We start from the raw sequence: 22,468 nt of genomic DNA, 5'->3' as shown, positions 1-22,468 counted from the left end.
GATTCACTTGGTCGCGGATCAGCCTGCCTGCGCCGGAACGCGGGTCCGGCGCGCCTCGTGGACCCGCCGCCAGTCCAGCCCTTCGAGTAGCGCCGACAGTTGCGCGGCCGTCAGCCGCATCATGCCGTCATGCACTTTCGGCCAGCGGAACTCCCCATCCTCCAAACGCTTGGCATAGAGGCAGACGCCGGTGCCGTCCCAGAAGATCAGCTTGATCCGGTCGGTGCGCTTGGCCCGGAAGACGTAGACCGCGCCGCTGAACGGATCGGCGCCCATCGTCTCGCGCACCAGCGCCGCCAATCCCTCCGCGCCCTTGCGGAAGTCGACCGGCTTCGTCGCCACCATGACCTTGACCGCACCCGTCGGCCCGATCACGACGTCGCCTTCAGCGCGCGGATCACCGCCGCCACCGTCCTGGTATCGGCGCCACGGCCGACCCGCATGGCGATGCCGTCGATCTCAAGCTCGATCATGCCGGCATCTCGGGTGGCTTGCAGTTTCCGCTGCTTCGGTGGACGCCTGGCTACAGGTTCCGGCGCCACAACCGCCGGCACGAAGGCAGGAGAATCTTGCTGCACCGAAGCTGCCTGTTTGCGCGCTTCCCGGCGCCAGGCGAAGACCTGCTGCGGCCTGAGACCATAACGGCGGGCGACCTCGGAAATGATTGTATTCGGCTCCAGCGTCTCCGCGATGATCCGCGCTTTGTCATCCACAGACCAATGACGCCGGCCGCCAGCACCGTTGATCACCTCGAAACGCCGAAGCTGCCGCTCCGGGTCAAGCGTAAGGTCAAGTCCAGACACAAGCCGATCTCCGATTCCAATACAGGATCGGCAACCTCACAGATCGCGACCACTCCCGAAAGGTGGCCCCACAACAGCGCTTACCAGCCTGCGGATGGTCGAGGATATGCTGGCAGCTCGTGGCGTCATCGTCTCTCACCAGACCGTGCGACTTTGGGCTGAGAAATTTGGCAGACACTTTGCCAATGATATCCGGAAGCGATCGGCCGGCAAGCTCGGCGACAAATGGCATCTCGATGAGGTTGTCATCACCATCGGTGGAAAGAAACACTGGCTTTGGCGCGCCGTTGATCAGGACGGGTTTGTTCTCGACGTGTTGGCCCTGTCGGCTCGAAGCTGGGATTTTGGCCAAGTTGAAGAACGATTGGTGAACGTCAGGGTTCGACCTGAGCTTTGAGCAACATGGCAACATTGTCGGCGGTGAACTTGAAGCCGCGGCGATCGGGGATACGCTCGACGGAGATGGGATATTTAGGTCTTCGTGGATCAATGCCGGTGATCCGGAAACGCTCGCCACCAGCGATAAACTCGCGTTCGAAGTCAGCAGCCTCCAGGCCGTACTGTTCGGCCAGCAGGGCGAACATCTCCTTATCCAGATTGAGCGTCTTGCCGTCTGGCGCGGGAATACTGATGCGGAATGCTGGTTCGAATGAGAAGCCAGGTTCCAGGCCACGCCACCCGGTACTTTCGATGACCAGTCCGTGATCTGAGGCGATCTTTCTGCAAGCCTCAAGCATGCGGGCCTGAATCTGCTCGCAGGCGGCGGATGTTAAACGGGTGATGCGGTTGGCCTTGCTCATTCGGAAGCACCGTTGCGTACCTGATAGACCGTGCCACGTGATATGGCGAGATCGCGGGCGATCTTGCTGGGTCCCTGACCCTTTTGGAGGCGAAGCAGGATTTCTGCGCGGTCAATCTTCGGTGGGCGACCTTTGTAGATGCCACGTTTCCTGGCGGCGGCGATACCTTCAGCCTGCCGCTCGCGCCGCAGGTTAGTTTCGAATTCCGCGAAGACGCCGAGCATGTCGAAGAACGCCTTGCCGGCGGCTGTGGAGGTATCGACGGGCTGCTCGGTGGCCACCAGATGCGCGCCCTTGGCCTTGAGTCGGTCGACTATCACCTGAAGATCTCGCAACGATCTGGCCAGCCGGTCGATGCGGGTGATGACAAGAGTTTCGCCGGCATGGATGAAGTCGAGAATGGTCATCAGTTGCGGACGACCTTCGAGCGATGCACCACTTTTCTGCTCCTCGCGGATGACCTCGCAGCCGGCGTTCCTGAGCGCGGCGATTTGCGCGGCGAGGTTCTGGTCTGTTGTGGATGTACGGGCATATCCGATACGAGCCATGTTCTAACCATGCTAACTGTTCAATTTGAGTTTGCCATCGTGTCAATTTGTTCAATATATCGTTTTGGACCCAAAATAAACAGGAAACCACGAACGCGACCTGTTCATTGACAATGTTCATGATGGGTATACCAGAAATATTCACTACAAAGGTGCACCGCCTGCATCCAGTGTGGTCATAACGATATCTTCCATGAGCGGGATGCCCTGTAGGGGATGGTTGTGTATCAGTGCAAAGGCTGCGGCTGCCAGTGCTTTTGACAGTCGCTCCTTTTTAGCCGATTTGAGAATGATCGCGGTTTGCAGAAATCGCCTTGCCCAGATGTCTCGTCGGCCTTCGAGAAAGGCCCAGATTCTTTTTCAACAGTCCGCGCCGAGCGGGATCCCCGAATGATATCGCGTGTCTCTCCTGTGTCTTCAAACCAGCTGTCGGTGAACGGGACGAGCGCATCCAGTACAGTCTCGTTGTGGAGCATCCGATCCAGTTGTGCCGCTGGCGCATTCTGGATTTCCTTTTGCGGATCGACGTGATCCAGCAAAGCCTGCAGATCCCTTTCCTGGGGCCGCAATTGGCTCAAGCTGCAAGCCTCCATGACGTCAATGAAGCCTGGCGCTGGTGGATGGCCGTTTTCTATCCCATCCGCCAGAGCCGCCTCCAGCAGCAGCTCGGCAGTCATTCGATCTATTCGGACGCTGTTTGCTTCCTGGCGGGCATAAGAGACGATGCTGGTTGCTTCGCGCTTTGAGCGGCAACGAATGACAAAGGCATCTTTGATGCCGTATCCGGTCTTTAACAGGATCATCGCGACAAATGTCTGGGCTTGCAGTTTTCCAACAATCGTCAGGCCTTGCGCTCCGACACCGTCAGCGGTGGTCGCCATGATGTCGTTGACTATCGGCTCCGCCCTGTTTTGATTGGAAACATTGGCAAGACCTTGTCGCCGAGCCAGCTTGCCAATGTCATCGATAGCCGCCCGGGCGGCGCTCGCCGGCAACCAGCCGCGAATGATCGGCAGATAGGATAAGGTTCCAGGCTCCAGCTTCCCGCGCATGAGCCTTTCTCGTAGGCCGGCGGCCACAGCCTCTCGAGTCAATGATGCGCCGGACACCAGCCAATAGAGCGCGCAGCGCTCCAAAAAGGGATTGTCGAGGGTCAATAGATGATTGACAAACGCGGCTTTGACATCCTCCGGCATTCCTGCCGACATCTCATCCAGGCCACTGAAGAACTCATACGCGCCGCCGCCTTCAGCTTCAACTTCCGCCGCTAAAACGGCAAGCGCGCCATCAAGATCCGGCATCTGGATCTCCTCGGCGGGGCTTTCCCCAACCGGGTCAAGCATCAGTATGTCTGGCACGGGCAGACCGGCACGCCGATACAAGCCAGCGATTTTCAAACGGTGAAGCGGCTCGCGAGCGCCGGCAGCAATGCGAGCCTTGATCGCCTTCTCCGCATTTTCCAGGAAGGCTTTTCCATATGGGCTGTCATTCTCGATGCCCATTCGTGCCTCATCCAGCAACAATCCGAACAAGGTTGCCACATCCGGATGATCGTCCATGGACTGCATAACCTCCGCAACGATGGCGTCGCAGGCCATGTCATTGGCCAGAAGATCGTGCTTTGCTCTCTCGAAACAAAACTGGAACTGCACCGACGACAGCCCATGTTGGTGGAGAACATTCAGGCATGATTCAGCAATTTCAACCATTGGCTTCTCCAAAAATTATGCCGCCAGCCGATCAAAATCGATCCGACTATTCAAGTCGAGATCGAAACGGCCATAAGGATTGACGTGACTGTAGATCAGAGGCGTGAGGCCGCGATAGTCTTCCGGCGGGCGTTGGTGCGCGGATATGAAATCGAACGCATTTCGATCGTCGACGTAGTTGGTTATGCCTGCGTGACTTGACGCCGGATAGACTCCGGGCGTGCCCATGCCAGCATGCGGTTGAGAACGATGCAACCGATGGCAACCTCGGTCTGTTGAGCCGGAAGAGAGCGTGCTCGCAGGCGCCGTCCGATCAGCCCCTTGTATCGTCCGATGGCTGTTTCGCTCAGCGCCCGCTTGCCGTAGCCGGTGGCTGCCTGCCATTTCAGCCGACCGTCGCTTGCGATTGCGGCAATGTGCTTGTCCCTTTGACCAGGCGGTCCGGTATCACCGCTTTCCACCGCCGTGGAACGCGGTGGAATGACGATGTTCGCGGTTGCGCTGTGCTGCAGGATAGACCGATAGGTTGGCTTGCCGTCATAGGCTCCGTCGGCTGTGAACTGGTCGATCTCGCCGTCGATCTGATCGAGCAGCGGTGCCACCTGGGAAGGATCATCCGTGTCCTGATCTGTCAGCCTTTGGGCAATGATCGCGCCACTTTTGGTATCCACTGCCAGATGCAGCTTGCGCCAGTTGCGACGTGATCTGGCGCCATGTTTCTGCTCCAGCCATTGCCCGGCGCCGTAGACTTTCAATCCCGTGCTATCGACAAGCACATGCAGCGGGCCGTCCGGCAGCGGCGGGTTTCGTCGGGCTGATGGCTCCCACTTCTGTGCCCGACGGCTCAGCGTCGTATGATCTGGAACTGGGACTTTCAGCCCCATGAGATCCAGCAGCGAGTGGAGCAATCCCTCGGTCTGGCGCAGCCGCATTGCCAAGACGCAACCCAGCGTCAGCGCTGTCTCAATGGCGAGATCGGAATACCGGGCTTGGCCGCCGCGGGTCTTGCGTCGCGGAGCGCGCCATCCCGCCAGTGCCTCCGGCGTTACCCATAAGGTCAGGCTACCACGCCGGCGCAGACCTGCTTCGTAGTCACGCCAATTCGTCACCCTGAATTTCATCTTTCCGACGTGATGACGACGATCTGCGTTGTGTTTGTACGGCATGGCACTCAAATCAAGCTGATTTCGATCCTGCCTGCCTATCGCCAAACCGTTGACAAAGGATCCATGCACCAACGCTGTTCCACCCGCCAGCCGCGATCAGAGAACCCAATCTCCCCTTACGCCCCAAACAGCCGCCGGTCCCAGTAGACGGGCTGGTGCAGACTTGTCTGGATCCTTGAAAACTCCGGATGCGCTGGATTGATCAGCACATTGCAATCGAGACGCGCCACGACACTCGGCACCAGCAGGATGACGCTGCGCCGTTCCGAACACCAGGCTTCGGCAAATCCCTTGCTCACCATTGCCGGCATCGTGTCCCAGCCGGGCAGTGACGGTTGGGAAAAGACCTCGTAGCTTAGTCCGCGCGGGATTGTGATTTCGATGTAGTGCTGGTTGGGCGGCAGTCGGCCGCTGCCATGCGCCAGCTTCTCCAACAGGGCCGTCGAATAGTGCTCGCTGGTGTAGATGACAGGACTTCCAGGCGTATTCCATCGCCCTGGCGCAATTGTCGAGCCGGTCGCATCGAAGATCGGGTAGGTGCCGGCCGGATCGCCGATGCGAAAGGACGATAGCGTGCGATCGAGAGTCTGCGCCGTCACGCAGCACTGCCATACTTCAGACTTCCGAGGATATCGACCACCATTTCGGCGCCGAACTCGCTCAGGATAACGACGTCGATCGGTCGCTTGTCCTCAATCATCGGGTGCGGCCGAAACAAGAAATCGCGGGCTTCCTCTTCGTTCTGCCAGACATCGACAGCAAGCCCCCAGACGCGCGCCACGCGGGCCAATCGTGTGCCCTCGTCCGAGGAGAGGCGATGTACCATCTTGCGTCGCTCGTAGGTCGCCTTTGGGATCAGCCGGTACTTGAACTGGGCATCGCCAGGCGCCAGAAGATGCGCAACGCGCTCTAGCGCCCCAATGGGAAGCCCATCCTCGATCCGCGAGATCAGCCCGAAAGGCGACCGCGCCGCCACCTCTTTAACGGGCAGCCCCAACACGTCTGCGACATTGCCGAACGCCAGCATTCCACTCTCCATCCCATATGAGGCAAGATATAGCCTCACATGATGCACCGTGCAAGCCCTGCACCGACGCGAACCGATCGCCAACGGCTACCCTGTCATTTTTGCTGTCACGCCGTTCGCTCGGCCGCCATCAGCAATCGGCCCGGCCGAAAACGCGACAATGACAATCATGTCGAAATTGCCGCTGACGAGCGCAGTGTCCTGACCAACGCAGCACCTAAAGAGCCCGCTCTTGTCGGCGAGCTTCGGCGTTGACGGCAGCACAGGCGACTTGAGCAACCCTTGCTTATAGTCTGGAGAGAGCCTGACGCCGGTATCAAGGCAAGAATTTAAGCCCCGGCTTTCGATTGGACACTCGAAATCGGGCGCGTCGGTGTTTGCTGTCGCAGCGAAGACCGCGAGATGCTCAAAGCGATCATGAAACGCATCATCCGCGAATGGCGGTAAGGGCGTGACCGCCGCATTGCACCGGGCACGCACACAGGGGACAGCACGAACATTCCAGGCGCAAATTTTGGGGAAGGAGGGAGCCTCGCCGTTCTTGCATAGCTGCACTGCACAAAATGTGTTTGCGCATTGCACAACTTTTAGCCATTAAGCCTGCAGCTGATGCACGCGATGGTCTCCTCCCATTCCATCGTATCAGCTGTTCCTCTGAAGGTTTTGACCTTCACACCTAAAGGGCCTCGGTTTTCCGATGGCCCTATTTTTTTGGCGGTACCATTACCTTCGTCACTGTGCGCAGCGCGGGGCGACCGCCGCTTCAGCCGTCAGACTTTTGGGGTCATTTCTGCCTGGCGGAGTGGACCCCTCCCGACAGAAGCCTGACCTTTGCCAGTCTTCTACGGGCAAGCGTTCGCGCCAAAAGTTCAAAGCCGCGTCCGTAACATTCAACAATGAAAGCCAGCGTCATCAGATCGAGCAGAAAGTCGTCGATCGCATGTGTGAGCGCGTCAGACCCTTGTTCAAGCTGAAGCAGCAGGGCGCGCGTCTCTTCGATCGCGGCCCCGAAATCTTCTGCGTCAATCAGCGAGTCAATCCTGTCGAAGATCTGCAAGCGTCCTCACTCTCCCCAAGACATACTCAGCGCATCCAACGCCGCTGGTGAGTGAGTTTCCAACGAAAGAACATGGCCGCGTTTCGCGAAAAGGCATCGCTCAGCAAAGTGCCCTTTGATGAAGCATAATGAGCGAAACGACAAGCGAGAATCCGGGCTCCCATAACTATGCACCTTGGATGACGTGGTTGAAGGCAAGATGAACCGGCGCGGGTCTGCTTAACGCGGCTCTCGGCCGCAAAACTCTGGTTAGGTTCCATCTTTGCTTCTTTGGCGGAACCTAATGCTTCGCGCCGGCTGGCGAGATGAGCTCCCCGATCGTTGATACGATCTGCTTGGCGTCCAAACGCGAGTTCAGCCGGCTTTTGCGCTTATGTCGGAGTGCCAAAACCGACCGTTATGTCGGCAGTGCCCAATCAATTTGAACGGGAGATGCCGGATTGGCTTGGAAGCACGTATGGGACAGCCCCGGCCAGTACGGAAAGGCATGAGGCGCCGGCCGCACAATGGGTGAAGGCAGCCTGACCGGGCGTATCAGACACCTGCCAGGGAAACCGGACTTGCGCCGCGCTTCGCTACTTGGATTTTCTCGACGAAAACTAGCGCGCCGATTGCTTTCTGGCAATGGCGACAGCGCAGAGGAAAGCCAAAGCAGCGGTGTCACACGCCGTTCGAGAGTGCCCTTTTGCGAACAGTACGGCATCCGCAATCGGGAGCGTCAGGCCATGCTTTTTAGCGAAACAGGTAAGCTCATAAGGCTGATCGTCATCTTGATTGCCAATACCAAGTTCGTAGTCCATCGATCATTTCCTCCCGTGTTCGCGACTATCCCCTCTTTGGGCCCAAAAAATGATTAGCTGGCTATGCCAGGCTCTTGTAAAGAGCATCTTCGTCGAAAATGCCCATACCAAATAGGTCCATAGCTCGCGTGGCCAGCTGCTCCGCTTCAGCAGAGCCTGCGCGGAGTCCTCGTTCTTCGCAGATCCGATCATAGCTCGCTTCAGCAACGCGAGGTCGTCAGGGTAGGCTATGCCGCTTGGGGATTTTTCCGAATGGGTCATCGCTCTCTCCCTGTTGTAACGCGAAGCGCGACGATCGCTCAACCGACGATGCCCTTTGGCTCTTATCGCCGATGTAAAGGGTCCTACTTCCTTTTTGGTCAAAGGCCTAGAAACAAATGAGGTCGTCGAAGAAACATTGCGCCCGAGAACTCCGGGACAATCTGGTCCGCTGGATCCCGCTCCGTTCCTCAGTGGCGCTGCGATCGTCCGGCTCTCCTGCTGGCGCCGTGCAGGCATTGGTCGGCGGCAAGAGCTCGATGTCCCGCTCCAGGGAGCGTCGACGCGTAAGAAATTCGCGATTGGCATGATCTCTCAGTTACCAGCCGCCACGATCCAGTCGAGATTGCATGCGAGACACCTGCCAATATTCGGAAAGCAAAGGCTCGCAAAATGAGTAGGGTGGCTGGATCAAATGAAGATTTGGCTGCACCAACGACATTTGCGCCGCTCGGGAATCCGACCTTTCGGTCGATCTGGCTCGCGACCCAGGTCTCTTCTCTCGGCTGGCTGATGCAGACTGTTGCCATCAGCTGGCTGATGGCGACGATCTCGACTTCCGATCTGATGGTTGCGCTGGTGCAGGCTTCATCGAACCTGCCCGCTTTCATCTTGTCCGTCTTCGCTGGGGTTCTCGCCGACAATTACAGTCGTCGCCGGGTCATGTTCGCCGGCCGCTGCCTTATGGTGATAGCCTCTGCGATGCTCACTGCGTCCGTGGCGCTGGGCTTTGTCAGTCCGTGGATGATCCTCGGCTTCAGCTTCTTGATCGCAAGCGGCGGCGCTCTCAACGATCCTGCCTGGCAGGCCTCGGTTGGCGATATGGTGCACCGACGCGATGTTCCCGCTGCCGTCACCTTGCTCTCCGTCGGCTTCAACACTGTGCGGACCGTGGGCCCGGCTCTCGGCGGCATCGTGGTTGCCTCGTTTGGGCTTTTGGCAGCTTTTACCGTAACCACCCTCACCTATCTGGTCCCGCTAGGCACCATATGGCGCTGCAAGTGGAAGGTTCGATCGTCACCTCTCCCGCGTGAGTCGATGAAAACGGCGATCTATGACGGGCTGCGCTTCACGGCGATGTCATCGGAGATCAAGGCGGCGATCGCCCGCGGAACCCTCTTTGGCCTGGCGAGCATCGCCATACTCGCACTGCTGCCGCTGGTTGTCCGCGATCATTTGGGGGGAGGACCGCTCGCCTATGGCACGCTCATGGCCGGCTTCGGCACAGGCGCCGTCTTCGCTGGCCTCTCCAACAGCACATTCAGACGGAGCTTGTCTCAAGAACGGCTGATGAGGCTCGCCTGCGTCGCCTGTGCGGCATGCTCACTCTCCTTGGCGCTGACCTCTTCCATTGCGGTGGCGGCGATCGCGCTCGCCTTGGGCGGCGCGGGTTGGGTCACCGCCTGGTCCGGGGTTGGCGTGAGCGTGCAGCTGGCCAGCCCGCGCTGGGTCGTGGGGCGCACCATTTCGATCTACTATGCCTTGATAGATGGCGGCATCGCCGCCGGCAGTTGGGTATGGGGCACGGTTTCCCAGAACTATTCCCTGACCTGGGCGCTGGAGGGTTCCGCTGGAGCCCTGTTGCTCGTCGCCGCAGCCGGCGTCCTGTTTCCTCTTCGCGAGCGCCGCGAGTCCGAGCCCGATCCTTTGGAGGAATTCGACGCCCCAGCTGTCGCTCTCAATTTGAAGCCAAGAAGCGGGCCGATCGTGGTCAAGGTCGAATATCTGATAGCCGAGAGAAATCTCGAGGCCTTCCTCGACCTCATGCGGCAGCGGCGTCATGTCCACAGCCGCGTCGGCGCTCGGAATTGGACGCTCCAGCGCAACCTTCAGAAGCCCATGCAATGGACAGAAACATTCCGCACGCCGACCTGGACGGACTATCTTCGCCTCAATCACCGTCTGACGGAAGTAGACAAGGAACTGGACGAGCGTGTCTTCCAGTTGCACGCGGGGGAGCAAGTGCCTCAAATGACGCTTTCGATTGAGCGGCCGACAAGCTCGGCCCGCAAACCAGACCAGTCAATCCTTCACCTTCCCCGTCATCGAGCCTGACCTTTCAATATCTGGATAAGGAGGCTGGGGGCTTCGACATTCCGAAGACTTGAGCCGCGCGCTGTTGTAGTCGCCGCGCCATCGGGGCCAGGGACCAGTGAAAGTGAGTTGAACAGCGTCTCGTTCAACAGTTCGTCGCGGCGGCCGTCGAAGCCCTCGATGGAGGCATTCTGCATCGGCTTGCCAGGCACGATGTAGTGCCATTCGACACGGACCCGGCCCATGCCTGGATGGCGTTCGAGGTGAATTCGCTGCCCTGCGTGGCCCGTTACCGTTTTCGCAGCGGCACATGCGATTTCTCGGCGCGATCGTTCATTCCTTTGTGCGAGCGATGCTCAACTTGCGGCATCACCTGCCGCCTTGCCGCCATAGGAGGATCACTCGGCTATCTCCGCCGCGAGGACGACTATCGCCGCGATTCCCCCCGGACGCGGGCGCTGACGCCCGACGCCGCCGTGGTCGCATTCATGCGGCGGGGGATTGCGATTTCCCGGTCGACCTCGGACCACAGCCCGCCGACCGTGCCACGCTCTTCTGGGTGGCCTTCCAGGCGCTCGCCGGCGTGGATGACGGTGTCCTGCGGTTGCGCGCCCTTCTGTTTCTCTCAGCCCGACAGCTTCTGCGACCGGGTCTGCCGCGCTACACGCCGGGTAGCTTCATCTTTTTTCCGGATGGCTGAGGTCAGCTCATCATAGTCGACGCCGCGCTTCTTCAGCGCCCTGCGCGCATCGTCGATCTCGAAGCCCAGCAACTCGAATACGGTCATATTGAGCTTGGAAGCGATGCGCTCGATTGTCTTGAGGGTCGGATTTCCGATACCGCGCAGCATCGTGTAGTAGGTCCCTCGCGCCAACCCCGTCTTGGGGAGGAAGGCCTCCATCCCACCATTATCGATCTCAAGCTGCTGGAGTTGCAGCGCCAGCATTTCATTGAGGATGGAATGATCGACCGGCTGGGGCTTGCGGACGGGCGACATGAATGGACGAACTCCAGAGAGGCACCTGCGCCTGCGGAGACAATCAATGCCGCAATGCGATTATATTGTATAGTGAATGTTCTCAGAATGCGGCACGGTCACGCGCAAACTGTTTCAATTTGCACCGCCTCGAGACGGCTAGCCCGTGTTTAGGCGGTGCGGGGGACTGACACGGCCTCACCTGTCGGGCCAGCGACAACATACAAGATAGTGAGCGGACTCAGTTTCGGCTCAGGTGCGAGTTCTGTCTGGTACTGATGCATTAGTTCCCGCGCGACACCGCATGCCGACGAAAAAAGGAAGGCTCGCACGATGCAAAGCAGGCACGCCTGTAGCCTATGCATGGACCAACGCTGCCTTTCGACACGACGGAAAGGTCCGTCACCGCTTGATGGAAGCTGGCCGTCAGATGCGCGATCGCAATTGGCCTGACCCGTCTCAGTTTGCATCGAATGAACCAATTGCAGTCGATGTTCCGCAAACTCCATCCGATTGGGGACTGTTTTTTGAAATACGCTCTCTCTTTTATTTCTATCGAATCGATAGGGTTAAGTGGCGGTGATCGCTTTGAGGAGCCAGGTAATGTCGAAAAAGTTCGCGATAGGGGTGTCGGGCAATCTTACTCGTCCTTCGAAGACCAGGGCGTTCGTCGACCACATAGTCGGGCAGGTAGCGAAGAAGATTGGCGCATATTCGGCAACCTTCGATATCGAGGATTTCGGCCCCTCCTTCGCACAGGTCAGACGGCTTAGCGACCTTGACCCATCGGCCCGAAACATCGTCGAGCAATTGTCGAGCGCCGCCGTCCTGGTGGTCGGCTCGCCGACGTTCAAAGGCAGCTACACTGGGCTATTCAAGCATTTCCCGATCTGGAGCCGACCTCGCTTAAGGGAAAGCCAATCATCCTCGCGGCGACTGGGGGCGGCGAACGTCATTCCCTCGTCGTGGAACATCAGCTTCGGCCGCTCTTCGGCTTCTTCGAGGCGTTGACCATCCCGACAGGTATCTATGCCTCCGACCGGGACTTCGCCGATGGCGCTATCATATCCGAAGCCATCCGCAACCGCACGGAACAAGCCGTAATCGAAGCGTGTCGGCTGGTTGGAGAGACGGGCAGCATTCGCCTGGCCGCCTAAGAGTCGGTTTGGAAAATCACGGATGGGCGTTTCTGCGTAGCATGATGCCGCCCATGGCGACGAGGATCATGGCCTGCGAGACATCGATGCGCTGCTCGTAATCGCGCACGAGGCGTCGCCACCGGATCATCCATCCGAACGTCCGTTCGACGACCCAGCGACGCGGTAGAACCTTGAAGCCTTTCTGGTCGTCGGAGCGGCGGATGATCTCGACGATGAAGTCGAGATAGCAGGCCTTATCCATCAGCTTGAGCCGGTCATAGGCCCCGTCGGCGAAGAGATGCTTGACCCACGGCCAGCGTTTGCGGATGCCGTCGAGTATCGCCTGCGCACCCGCGCTGTCGGAGATGTCAGCGGTGGTCAGGTTGACCATCAGGAGCCGTCCGTCCGTATCGACCGCAATATGGCGCTTGCGCCCGACGATCTTCTTACCCGCGTCGTAGCCTCGTGCTTTTGCATGGGGTGCCTTGATCGACTGACTATCAATCACACCAGCGCTGGGTGAAGGTTCGCGACCCTGCCGCTCGCGGTCGAGCATCAGTTCCACGTCGTGGATCGTCTGAAACAGGAAGCGCCGTGCCAACTCGCGGAACCAGCTATAGACCGTCTGCCACGGCCCAAAATGAATGGGCAACATCCGCCACCCACAGCCTGAGCGCACCAGATAGCGCACCGCATTGATTCCCTCCCGAAAATCCACCTCGCGGGGACGCCCACGCCGACCAGGAACCGGCATCAGTGGCGCGATCCGCTCCCATTCCTCATCTGTCAGATCACACGGATAACGCTTCGTCTTACGCGCGATCTTGGCAACACGGCCACGGCTCTGTTCGGTCCACATCCTCGCTCTGAATCAGACTTCATGCGCAAACGAAACCCCTCAAATCCGATTTTCCAAACAGCCTCTAAGCATTGTGCGGGCGGAAATGACGACGCTGGCAACTTGTTGGCCGACAGCAAAGCTGCCGAAATCCTGACAGATCGCACACTCCGGTGAGGCGCCGTCCTCATCGTGAATTTCTATTGTTGACTGAAAAGGAGACTGAAGGTGAGCAAGGTTGGAAAGCTACGGCTTGGCGCCTTTATGTATCCAGCTGGCCACCATGTGGCGGCATGGCGCCACCCGGACACCGCCGCGGATGCAACGACGAGCCTCAGGCAGCGCATCGCATTCGCCCAGGCGGCAGAACGTGCAAAATTCGACCTGATCTTCCTGGCTGATGGGGTAGCGGCCCATACGGATGATCTCAAATCCCTCTCCCGGACTGATGAATGGGCCGTCGGCTTCGAGCCATTGACGCTCCTGTCGGCGCTTGCGGTTGTGACGGAGCGCATCGGCCTGGTGGCAACAGCCTCCACCACGTTCAACGAGCCGTTCAACCTGGCACGCAAATTCGCCTCGCTCGATCAGATCAGCGCCGGCAGGGCCGGCTGGAACCTTGTGACCTCGTCCAATCCGCTCGAATTAGAGAATTTCGGCAACATCAACCAGTTCGCCCACCAGGACCGCTATTCAAGGGCGGAAGAGTTCGCTGATGTCGTGCTCGGCCTATGGAACAGCTGGGAGGATGATGCCTTCCTGCGCGATAAGGATAGCGGCCTCTTCTTCGACCCGGAGAAACTGCATATCCTCGGGCACCGCGGACGGCACTTCCGGGTGCGCGGACCCCTGACGGTCTCGCGCTCACCGCAGGGTCACCCGATCGTCGTCCAAGCGGGCTCCTCGGAGGCGGGCAAGGAGCTGGCCGCCCGTACAGCCGAGGTTGTCTTCACCGCCCAGCGGACGCTCCAGGAGGCTCAGAGCTTCTATGCCGACCTCAAGGGACGTCTGGAGAAGTATGGTCGCCATCCCGATGATTTGAAGATCATGCCGGGCGTCTTTCCGGTGGTGGGGCGAACCGAAGCCGAGGCACGCGAAAAGTTCGAGGAGATCCAGTCGCTGATCCATCCCGACGTTGGGCTGGAGCTCCTGTCGAACCTCTCCGGCGGTGTCGATCTTTCCGCCTATCCCCTCGACGGTCCGCTGCCGGACCTGACCGAGACCGAGCGCGGCAAAAGCCGCCAGCAATTGATCATCGATCTCGCCCGGCGAGAAAATCTCACCATCCGTCAGCTCTACGAGACCATCGCCGGGGCGCGCGGCCATTGGCAGCTTGTCGGCACGGCTGAGACCATCGCCAACGAGCTCGAAGAGCGCTTCAACAAGGGCGGCGCCGACGGCTTCAACATCATGCCGCCGACCGTGCCCGGCGGGCTCGACGATTTCATCGAGCTGGTCATTCCCGAGTTGCGCCGCCGGGGCCTGTTCCGGACCGAATATGAGGGCCGTACCCTTCGCGAGAATCTCGGGTTGAAGCATCCCGCTCATCGTGCCCCTCACCGCGAGCCCGGCAGCCAGGCGGCCGAGTAATCCATTCCCAGTCAACTAACCCGGCAAAGGGCCGAGCCACGCCGGCGGTCCAACCAAGGAGCAGACCGACATGACCACCTCAACCCAAGCCACCGCACACGCGTCCTCGCTGACGATCAAACCGGTCGCCGGCCGGATCGGCGCCGAGATCGCCGGCATCAAGCTTTCGGGCGACCTTTCCGACGAGACGATAGCAGCCGTCAATGCCGCTCTGCTGCAGCACAAGGTGATCTTCTTCCGCGACCAGGATCAGCTGACCGATGCCGAGCAGGAGCGTTTTTCCAAGCGCCTCGGCAATCTCGTTCCACATCCGACCGAGCATGTACGCAACGGCACGACGTCGATCCTTGAACTTGACGCGTCACGAGGTGGCCGCGCCGATGCCTGGCACACTGACGTCACCTTCGTTGACGCCTATCCCAAGATCTCGATCCTGCGCGGCGTGACCATTCCCGACGTCGGCGGCGATACGGTTTGGTCCAACACAGTGGCGGCCTACAACAGCTTGCCATCGGCGCTCAAGGCGACCGCAGAACAGCTGTGGGCAACCCATAGCAATGCCTATGACTATGCCGCACAGCGCCCACATGCCACCGAGGCCGATCGTCGCCACTATGAGGAGGTTTTTGCTTCCACCGTCTACGAGACCGATCATCCCGTGGTGCGCGTCCACCCGGAGACCGGCGAACGCTCGCTTGTACTCGGCTCCTTCGTGCAGCGTTTCGTCGGCTATTCGAAGAGCGATTCCGAGCAGCTCTACGCCCTCCTCCAGTCTCATGTGCTGCGGATTGAAAACACGGTGCGCTGGCGCTGGCAAGCGAACGACGTCGCCATCTGGGACAATCGCGCCACCCAGCATTACGCCGTGAACGACTATGGCGACCGCGCCCGTGTCGTGCGCCGCACCACTCTCGACGGCGACGTGCCAGTGAGCGTCGACGGCCGCCGCAGCGTCACCCGCAAGAAGCTAGTTCGCGACGCCGTCGCCAACGCCGCCTGACCCTTCACTCCAGCAAGGATCCTTACTCATGAAATTCGCGCATATTGCTGCCCTGATTGGCGGCCTTCTCGCCACCGCTCCCGCGTCGGCCGAGACCCTCATCCGCATCGGCTATCCCGGAACCGGCATCGACGACCGGCCCTATGCCTATGGCGACTACATCGCCGTGGCCAACGTGCAGCAGCTTGTCGAGGCCGAGTTCAAGGACGTTCCAGACGTCAAGGTTTCCTGGACTTTCTTCCGCGGCGCCGGCCCGGCCCTCAACGAGTCGCTCGCCGCTGGACAGCTCGATTTCGCCGCCGGCCTCGGCGATCTGCCTTCGATCGTCGGCCGCTCGCGCGGCCTGCAGACGAAATATCTGGCCTCGGCCGGCAGCCATGATGCACTCTATCTCGCGGTACCCCCGGATTCGCAGCTCAAGACCGTGGAGGACCTGAAGGGCCATAAGGTGGCGCAGTTCCGCGGCACCAATTTGCAGATCGCCACCGACCGCGTTCTCGAAAAGCACGGCCTCACCGAAAAGGACATCCGCTTCGTCAGCCTCGACTCGAATGCCGCCACGGCCGCGCTCGTGTCGGGCAATGTCGAGGCTTCCTTCGGCGGTTCGGAATATCTCGACCTCGCCAAACGCGGCGCGGTCAAGATCATCTACTCGACCAAGAACGACGACCCGACGCTTGGGCGCAACGCCGGGCTCCTCGTCACCGCGGAGTTCGAGAAGGCCCACCCGGAATTCACGGCCAAGGTCGTGCGCGCCTTCGTCAAGGCCACGCGCTTCGGCTCAGACGAGGCCAATCGCCAGGCAGTCTTCGAGCTCTGGTCGAAGGCCGGCCTGCCGGTCGAAAGCTTCGAGGCCGATTTCAAGGACAAAACCCTGGCCCATCGCCTGTCGCCTGTCGTCGATGACTTCATCATCGCGCGCTACAAGGACCAGACCGAGCGCGCCAAGGCCTATGGCCTGATCAAGAAGGACGTCGATATCGACGCTGGTTCGAGACCAAGTACCTCAAGCAGGCCCTGCTGGACCTCAAACTCGAGAACTACTGGTCCACCTTTGACGCGAAGGGCCAGAAAGTGACCGCGGGCGAGGTCGAACACTCCAAAGCGGCGAGCAACTAAGATGAGCAGCGGCCAGGCCGCGGCCCAGACCGGCCATGGGGACAGCACCGCCGGTGCTGCCCCCACTCGCCGGCGCATTCTCCCGGCCGCCGGCATCCTGGTTCTCGGCCTCGTGGTGCCGCTGGGGCTTCTGACGGTCTGGACCGTCGCCGCTCTGCTGGGCCAATTGCCGGAGCAGATCCTGCCGCCGCCGTGGATCGTGTTCGACACTTTGCTGGAAGGCATCCAGGACGGCTCGCTGCTCTCCAGCATGGTGACGAGCCTTGAGCGCGTTGCGGAGGGATTTGCTGCCGGTGCGCTGGTGGGCCTCGTCTTCGGCACGGCAGTTGGCCTGTCGAAGACCCTTCGCGAATTCGTCGATCCACTGTTCCTGGCCCTCAGCCAAGTCCCGACCCTCGGCTGGATGCCGATGGTCATTCTCATCGTCGGCATCGATGAAGGCCTGAAGATCATCGTCATCGGCTGGTCAGCCTTCATTCCCGTCGTACTGAACACGTCCCAAGGCGTGCGCGACGTTCCGGAAGCTTATGTGGAGCTTGGCCGTGTCCTTTCGTTCAGCCGCTGGTCGAAACTCACGATGATCGTGCTACCCTCCGCCGTCCCGTCGATCTTCACAGGGCTGCGAGAAGGCCTTGCCAACGGCTGGCAGACCCTGGTTGCGGTAGAACTCATCGCATCGTTCGAAGGGCTCGGATACCTGATGGCCTATGGCCGTCAGCTCTTTCAATTGGAACTCGTTCTTTCGGCAATGATCGTGGTCGGCCTGATCGGATTGGTGATCCATGGCCTGCTCACGCTTGCCGAAAACCATCTGCAACGCTGGCGTCCGGAGATCCCACGATGAGCCTGATCACGATGGCGGGTCGGGAGCGGCTGTCGCACAGCGCACCGATCGCACCGCCGCCCTTCCGCCTCACCGGCCGACATTTGCGGCCGCTTGCGGTGCCGATTGCGCTGGTCGCGATTTGGGAGTTGCTCGCCCATGCCGGCGCTGCTGACCCGCGTTTTCTACCGCCACTGGAAGAGGTGGTGGCCCGCGGCGTTGCAGAGTTCAGCCACGGTGGCCTCGGCTTCAATCTACTGGCGAGCCTGGAGCGCGACCTGATCGGTTTCGCGTGTGGCAGTGTGGCCGGGATCGCGCTTGGTCTGGCGATCGGATTTTCCCGCCTCGTCGAACGCCTGCTCGGGCCGGTGCTGCTGGTACACCGCCAGATCGCCCTCTTCGCCTGGGTGCCCCTCATCTCGATGTGGTTCGGCGGAAGCGAGACCGGAAAGGTCGTCTTCATCGCGCTCGCGGCCTTCCAGCCGACCTTGATCAACACGTGGCAGGGCGTGTCCGGCATCCCGCACAGCTATCGCGAGCTTGCCGACGTGCTGACCTTCGGCTGGTTCGACTTCGCCCGGATCATCGCCATTCCGGGTGCGCTGCCGCAAATCTTCACGGGCCTTCATGCCGCTTTGATCTACGCCTGGACCGCGACGGTGGGGGCCGAGCTTCTGCTCAACATCGCACCAGGTATCGGCGGGCGCATGAACGAGGGCCAGCAGCTGTTCCACATGGATCTATTGCTGCTGTGCGTACTCCTCCTCGGTGGCGTCGGCGTGGTCTTCAATGTCATCGCCGGCTCCCTGGAGCACCGCTTTCTGCACTGGAGGAACCGATGAGCGGCCCTGTCGCCATTTCTGAGCGGGGACGTGGGCAAAGCCACGGTTTGGAGATTATTGACGTCAGCAAGAGGTTCAGTGTCGCCGGCCATCAGGTCCAGGCTCTGTCCCATATTCATCTTGCAGTCGACGAGGGCGAGTTCGTCAGCATCGTGGGATCCTCGGGTTGCGGCAAATCCACCTTGCTGCGGCTCGTCCTCGGCCTCGGCCTCGACACTGACTATGACGGCGACATCCGGGTCGATGGGCGCAGGGTGGAACGGCCGGGTCTCGATCGCTCGATCGTTTTCCAGGAGCACAGGCTTTTGCCCTGGCTCAATGTCGAGGCTAATGTCGCGGCTGCGCTGCGTCAAAGCCGATTAAGCGCTGCCGAACGTAGCGAACTGGTTCGCGACCATCTGCATCTCGTCGGCCTCGATCAATTCGCCAAAGCGTATCCCGCCCAATTGTCGGGCGGCATGGCGCAACGTGTGGCGATCGCCCGCGCGCTTGTTACCAAGCCGCGCTTTCTGCTACTCGACGAGCCTCTGGGAGCCCTCGACGCGCTGACCCGGCTGCGCTTGCAGGACGAGCTTCAAAGGATCGTCCGGCATGAGGGCACGACCGCCGTGCTCGTCACGCACGACGTCGATGAAGCAGTCTATCTCGGAGACGCAGTGTCGCGCGACCGCTCCGATCCGAATTTCATTCGGCTTCGCGACGAGGTGTTATCCTGGCTCGGCGTGTCGCGGACTGGAAACGATGCTGACGCCGAACTCGCTCGCCGCAGTGCCTGACCGCCGACATGGCTTAAAGTCATGTCCGCGCTCGATGATCCACCACGCGGCTCGCCTCCTTCTTTCTTTGGTAGCCATCTCTGTGTCCTTCTCTTGCATTATCAAATGAACGAGGGCTGAGAAATGTGGTGCCGGCTCGCGGATTGTCTGCCGGCTTGAGGTCCGGCCGCTTTTGGTCGAGGCGGGCGGTTGATTGTGACAGTCTCGTGACGCACCATGCGGGTTGGCGTTCCTTCGATTGCCGTGAAGCGACGCTGCGCCGAGGACATCATCATGCAGGAAACGGAACTGAAGCTCGAGCTTTCGCGGTCGGGTGCGGGGTCGCTCCTGAAGAAAAATCCGTTCGGATCCTCGCCCACCATTCTTCAGCAGAGATCCATCTATTTCGACACCCCCGGATGGGATCTGTCCAAGCGCGGCCTGTCGCTTCGCATTCGGCAATCGGGAAATGAACGGATACAAACCGTCAGAGCCGGCGATGGCGCCGAGGCCGGATCGTTCACACGCGAGCAATGGGAGCGACCGGTCGCCGGCGATACACCGATACTTGACGATCCGCAGATCCGAGACCTGCTTGCAGGGGCTGGCCCAAAAGTCGCGCCCCTGTTCGAGGTTCACGTCAAACGGCATCGTTGGAATGTGATGGATGGCGACGCCACGATCGAAGTCGCTTTGGATCTTGGCAAGGTCGTTGCAGCCGATCGCGAGGCCCCGCTCTGCGAGATCGAGTTGGAAAAGAAGGCGGGCCCACCGACAGCGCTGTATGCCCTCGCCCGGAAAGTCGCCCTGATCACGCCGGCGCATCTCGGGGTGCTGAGCAAAGCGGAACGGGGCTATCGTCTGCTTGGCTCGGCGCCCGGTGCTGTGAAAGCGGCTTCGACCCCGCTCACGTCCAAGACGAGCGCGGCAACGGCTTTCGCGCACATCGCCGCGGCCTGTCTCAGAAACAGTTTCGCCTCAATGAAACGGCGCTGGCCTGGCCCCGCGATGCCGAGGCCCTGCACCAGGCTCGCGTGTCGCTGCGACGGCTGCGCTCCCTTTGCTCGATCTGCAAGTCGCTGTTCGACGACAGCCGTTTCGACCACCTGCGAGAAGCATTGACATGGCTCGCCTCGGAATTTGGCGATGCACGCAAAATCGACGTGATGATCGACCGCGCTTCGAGCGAGGCTCTTTCAAGCCGTCTTCAAGACGCGCGCGACGACGCCTATGCGGCGGTCGAAGCATCGCTCTCCTCGGTGCGCGCCCGCTCCTTGCTGATCGATGCCGCCGAGTGGATTTCCGTCAGGGACTGGCGAACCCAATCGGACGAAATGTTACACGAGCAGTCGTCAAGGGATTTCGCCTCCGGTGTATTTGATAAACTTTGGAAAAAGGTGGCGAAGGGCGGCAACAATCTCATCGATGCCGATGACGAAACCCGCCATAAAGTGCGCATCGCCGCAAAGAAACTGCGCTACGCGGCGGAGTTCTTCGAGCCGCTTTACCAGAGCAAGGCGGAAGCCAAACGCCATCGACGGTTCATCATGGTGATGGAGGACCTGCAGGATCAGTTCGGTGGCCTCAACGATCTCGCCACCGCCCCCGATATGCTGGCAGGCCTGGAGCTTTCGGACGTGGCTGGTGCGAAGGATCTCTTCAGCGCCGAAGACAAGGCCAAGTTTCTTGTGGGCGCCGCGGAAGCGCACGACGCCTTTGTCAACACAAGGCGCTTCTGGCGTTGAGGCAGCATGCAGGACCACAGGGAGCGATAAGCACCTTGGTGATCGGCAGATTCGACGTCAACTAACGAACAATGCCTGATCCCATATGGTGTCGGGATACCTTCATGCATTGGCTTTGCTGGTTGACGGCGCGGCGGTGTTGGTCTTTCCGCAGGCGCTGCCAACGTTCCGGGCAGCCGGCGTCACGACGTTGAATTGACGAACGCGACATGGCGCCACCGCAAGCGCGCCGGAAGGTGCCCGTGGCGCCTTCTCGTGACTTAAAGAGAAGGCCAGCTGTATCGGTCGAGCGTCCGAAACACCGTAACACCGAGCGATGTGGAAGGAAGCGCGAATAATATAAAAAAGCTCCCGAGCTTCGCGTGCTGTAATAGGTCGGCCGATTAAAAAGCCCTGAGCCTGCCGGCAGCCTTCATTGGCGACCCCTATTGGCGCAACGCCGGCGCAGCCCGCTCGCAAAATTCATGTGGGCTTCATAAATCCGTTGCGACGACTCCGTACGTGAAGGGGACGGCTTTGTTTTGAGGCCGCCCTGGAACAGGATGGAAAAAATGTCCAAGCTCCCCGGCAAGACCGAAACGATCGAAAACGTCGAATTCCCTGCCTTCGACCCATCCAAGGCTACCGAGCAAGTTCACGCTGTTGTCGACCAGGGCCTTGAGCAGTCGAAGCAGGCATTTTCCAAATTGAGTTCGGACGCCGAAACGACACAAAGGGCTTTTCAGTCGACCTTTGAAACGGCCAAGACCACCGGCAACGAGGTGTCCCTGAAGATGCTTGACGCTCTGCGAGCCAATGCCGAAGCCGGCTTCACGCACCTTGAAGCACTAGTTGCCGTGAAGTCGCCGTCCGAGTTCATCGAACTGCAGACCGCTTTCCTGCGCAAACAGGTCGAAAAGTCCGCAGAGCAGGCCAAGGGCCTCCAGGTCGTGATGATGAGGGCTAGCGAGGACATGTCCAAGCCGATCAGGGATGCCTTTGAGAAAGCGTTGAAGGAACGCAAGGCTGCCTGATTGCTTAAGGCAACCGAGACCGAAGCTCAGTACCTCGTCTATTAGGGACCTGATGCCGGTGCTGTTCAATTGGTCGGGCGGCTTTATCTGCCCGACCGCATAGAAGTGAGAGCCCTCACAGATTTCAGGCTCGCCCGCCTCAGGCTGTCTATCGCGCGCTTTTGAGCCCCGGTGACGAAGTCATGGGCTTGCCCATTCCGGAAGGGGGCCATCTGACTCACGGTTGGGCGTCAACTTTTCCGGGACCGATTATCAGTGCGTCTCCTATGGGATGCACGAAAAGACGCAGCAATGACTATGACCGCGAGCGCGAGACGGCTACGCGGGAACGGCCGAAGCTCATTTGGGTCGGCCGAACTGCTTATCCGCTTGTCTTTGACTACGCATGGGCCTCAGTACATTACGGGACACAGATATAGAGTAGCG

The 22,468-nt window shown here is 60.1% G+C and carries 20 protein-coding genes and 7 pseudogenes; 12 read left to right on the top strand and 15 right to left on the bottom strand.

Annotated features, from left to right (window positions below):
• Nucleotides 1-18: 18 nt before the first annotated feature.
• Together tnpB and HB777_36340 are read right to left on the bottom strand one after the other, a co-directional pair.
• Nucleotides 19-375, bottom strand: a complete 357-nt coding sequence (tnpB, locus tag HB777_36345; GenBank protein QND69231.1) for an IS66 family insertion sequence element accessory protein TnpB — start codon at nucleotides 373-375, stop codon at nucleotides 19-21.
• The gene (locus tag HB777_36340) at nucleotides 372-803 is read right to left on the bottom strand and encodes a transposase (protein QND69230.1); all 432 of its coding nucleotides are present in this window, start codon (nucleotides 801-803) and stop codon (nucleotides 372-374) included. The genes tnpB and HB777_36340 overlap by 4 nt, the downstream gene beginning before the upstream one ends.
• A gap of 85 nt (nucleotides 804-888) precedes the next feature.
• Here HB777_36340 and HB777_36335 point away from each other — a divergent pair.
• Nucleotides 889-1,122: pseudogene (locus HB777_36335) on the top strand (IS6 family transposase).
• A gap of 55 nt (nucleotides 1,123-1,177) precedes the next feature.
• Here HB777_36335 and HB777_36330 read toward each other — a convergent pair.
• The 9 genes and pseudogenes from HB777_36330 to HB777_36290 form a co-directional block, all read right to left on the bottom strand.
• Complete coding sequence (locus HB777_36330) at nucleotides 1,178-1,603, bottom strand: hypothetical protein (protein ID QND69229.1); 426 nt, start codon at nucleotides 1,601-1,603, stop codon at nucleotides 1,178-1,180.
• Nucleotides 1,600-2,151 (bottom strand): recombinase family protein, encoded by a 552-nt coding sequence (locus tag HB777_36325; GenBank protein ID QND69228.1) that lies wholly within the window; start codon nucleotides 2,149-2,151, stop codon nucleotides 1,600-1,602. The genes HB777_36330 and HB777_36325 overlap by 4 nt, the downstream gene beginning before the upstream one ends.
• A 144-nt stretch (nucleotides 2,152-2,295) precedes the next feature.
• A pseudogene (locus tag HB777_36320) lies at nucleotides 2,296-3,860 on the bottom strand (hypothetical protein).
• A gap of 182 nt (nucleotides 3,861-4,042) precedes the next feature.
• On the bottom strand, nucleotides 4,043-5,026 hold the full coding sequence (locus HB777_36315; protein ID QND69227.1) for an IS5 family transposase: 984 nt from the start codon (nucleotides 5,024-5,026) through the stop codon (nucleotides 4,043-4,045).
• 116 nt (nucleotides 5,027-5,142) lie between these two features.
• Complete coding sequence (locus tag HB777_36310; GenBank protein QND69226.1) at nucleotides 5,143-5,625, bottom strand: RES family NAD+ phosphorylase; 483 nt, start codon at nucleotides 5,623-5,625, stop codon at nucleotides 5,143-5,145.
• A complete protein-coding gene (locus HB777_36305) occupies nucleotides 5,622-6,053 on the bottom strand; it encodes a DUF2384 domain-containing protein (GenBank protein ID QND69225.1) in 432 nt (143 codons plus the stop codon). The genes HB777_36310 and HB777_36305 overlap by 4 nt, the downstream gene beginning before the upstream one ends.
• An 87-nt stretch (nucleotides 6,054-6,140) precedes the next feature.
• Nucleotides 6,141-6,533 (bottom strand): hypothetical protein, encoded by a 393-nt coding sequence (locus HB777_36300; protein ID QND69224.1) that lies wholly within the window; start codon nucleotides 6,531-6,533, stop codon nucleotides 6,141-6,143.
• A gap of 304 nt (nucleotides 6,534-6,837) precedes the next feature.
• Nucleotides 6,838-7,110, bottom strand: coding sequence for a hypothetical protein (locus HB777_36295; GenBank protein ID QND69223.1), 273 nt, complete (start codon nucleotides 7,108-7,110; stop codon nucleotides 6,838-6,840).
• Between the two features lie 599 nt (nucleotides 7,111-7,709).
• Nucleotides 7,710-7,910, bottom strand: coding sequence for a hypothetical protein (locus HB777_36290; protein QND69222.1), 201 nt, complete (start codon nucleotides 7,908-7,910; stop codon nucleotides 7,710-7,712).
• Between the two features lie 651 nt (nucleotides 7,911-8,561).
• Between HB777_36290 and HB777_36285 the strand changes: the two genes are divergently transcribed.
• Nucleotides 8,562-10,223, top strand: a complete 1,662-nt coding sequence (locus HB777_36285) for an MFS transporter (GenBank protein QND69221.1) — start codon at nucleotides 8,562-8,564, stop codon at nucleotides 10,221-10,223.
• A 98-nt stretch (nucleotides 10,224-10,321) separates the two neighbouring features.
• Here the strand turns inward: HB777_36285 and HB777_36280 are convergent.
• From HB777_36280 to HB777_36270, 3 genes and pseudogenes are all read right to left on the bottom strand, one after another.
• Nucleotides 10,322-10,479, bottom strand: a pseudogene (locus tag HB777_36280) (transposase).
• A gap of 15 nt (nucleotides 10,480-10,494) precedes the next feature.
• Nucleotides 10,495-10,590 (bottom strand): annotated as a pseudogene (locus HB777_36275) (IS6 family transposase).
• Between the two features lie 237 nt (nucleotides 10,591-10,827).
• Complete coding sequence (locus HB777_36270) at nucleotides 10,828-11,199, bottom strand: XRE family transcriptional regulator (protein ID QND69220.1); 372 nt, start codon at nucleotides 11,197-11,199, stop codon at nucleotides 10,828-10,830.
• A 582-nt stretch (nucleotides 11,200-11,781) separates the two neighbouring features.
• On the opposite strand from HB777_36270, the pseudogene msuE reads away from it, so the two are divergent.
• A pseudogene (gene msuE, locus HB777_36265) lies at nucleotides 11,782-12,335 on the top strand (FMN reductase).
• A gap of 16 nt (nucleotides 12,336-12,351) precedes the next feature.
• Here the strand turns inward: msuE and HB777_36260 are convergent.
• Nucleotides 12,352-13,176 (bottom strand): IS5 family transposase, encoded by an 825-nt coding sequence (locus HB777_36260; GenBank protein QND69219.1) that lies wholly within the window; start codon nucleotides 13,174-13,176, stop codon nucleotides 12,352-12,354.
• A gap of 243 nt (nucleotides 13,177-13,419) precedes the next feature.
• On the opposite strand from HB777_36260, the gene HB777_36255 reads away from it, so the two are divergent.
• The 9 genes and pseudogenes from HB777_36255 to HB777_36215 all read left to right on the top strand — a co-directional run bounded on the left by HB777_36255 (nucleotide 13,420) and on the right by HB777_36215 (nucleotide 22,461).
• Nucleotides 13,420-14,745 carry an LLM class flavin-dependent oxidoreductase gene (locus HB777_36255; GenBank protein QND69315.1) on the top strand — a complete coding sequence of 442 codons (1,326 nt, stop codon included), beginning with the start codon at nucleotides 13,420-13,422 and terminating at the stop codon, nucleotides 14,743-14,745.
• A gap of 70 nt (nucleotides 14,746-14,815) precedes the next feature.
• A complete protein-coding gene (locus tag HB777_36250) occupies nucleotides 14,816-15,745 on the top strand; it encodes a TauD/TfdA family dioxygenase (GenBank protein QND69218.1) in 930 nt (309 codons plus the stop codon).
• A 28-nt stretch (nucleotides 15,746-15,773) separates the two neighbouring features.
• Nucleotides 15,774-16,864, top strand: a pseudogene (locus tag HB777_36245) (ABC transporter substrate-binding protein).
• A 1-nt stretch (nucleotide 16,865) separates the two neighbouring features.
• The gene (locus HB777_36240; GenBank protein ID QND69217.1) at nucleotides 16,866-17,708 is read left to right on the top strand and encodes an ABC transporter permease; all 843 of its coding nucleotides are present in this window, start codon (nucleotides 16,866-16,868) and stop codon (nucleotides 17,706-17,708) included.
• On the top strand, nucleotides 17,705-18,529 hold the full coding sequence (locus tag HB777_36235; protein ID QND69216.1) for an ABC transporter permease: 825 nt from the start codon (nucleotides 17,705-17,707) through the stop codon (nucleotides 18,527-18,529). Before HB777_36240 ends, HB777_36235 begins: the two co-directional genes overlap by 4 nt.
• A complete protein-coding gene (locus HB777_36230) occupies nucleotides 18,526-19,305 on the top strand; it encodes an ABC transporter ATP-binding protein (GenBank protein QND69215.1) in 780 nt (259 codons plus the stop codon). Before HB777_36235 ends, HB777_36230 begins: the two co-directional genes overlap by 4 nt.
• Nucleotides 19,306-19,578: 273 nt before the next feature.
• A pseudogene (locus HB777_36225) lies at nucleotides 19,579-21,029 on the top strand (inorganic triphosphatase).
• 551 nt (nucleotides 21,030-21,580) lie between these two features.
• Complete coding sequence (locus HB777_36220; protein ID QND69214.1) at nucleotides 21,581-22,042, top strand: phasin; 462 nt, start codon at nucleotides 21,581-21,583, stop codon at nucleotides 22,040-22,042.
• Nucleotides 22,043-22,203: 161 nt separating this feature from the next.
• Nucleotides 22,204-22,461, top strand: coding sequence for a hypothetical protein (locus tag HB777_36215; GenBank protein ID QND69213.1), 258 nt, complete (start codon nucleotides 22,204-22,206; stop codon nucleotides 22,459-22,461).
• Nucleotides 22,462-22,468 lie beyond the last annotated feature (7 nt).

This window comes from Mesorhizobium loti, from assembly GCA_014189435.1.
Taxonomy (GTDB): Bacteria; Pseudomonadota; Alphaproteobacteria; order Rhizobiales; family Rhizobiaceae; genus Mesorhizobium; species Mesorhizobium loti_G.
This window is presented reverse-complemented; position numbering and strand designations above follow the sequence as displayed.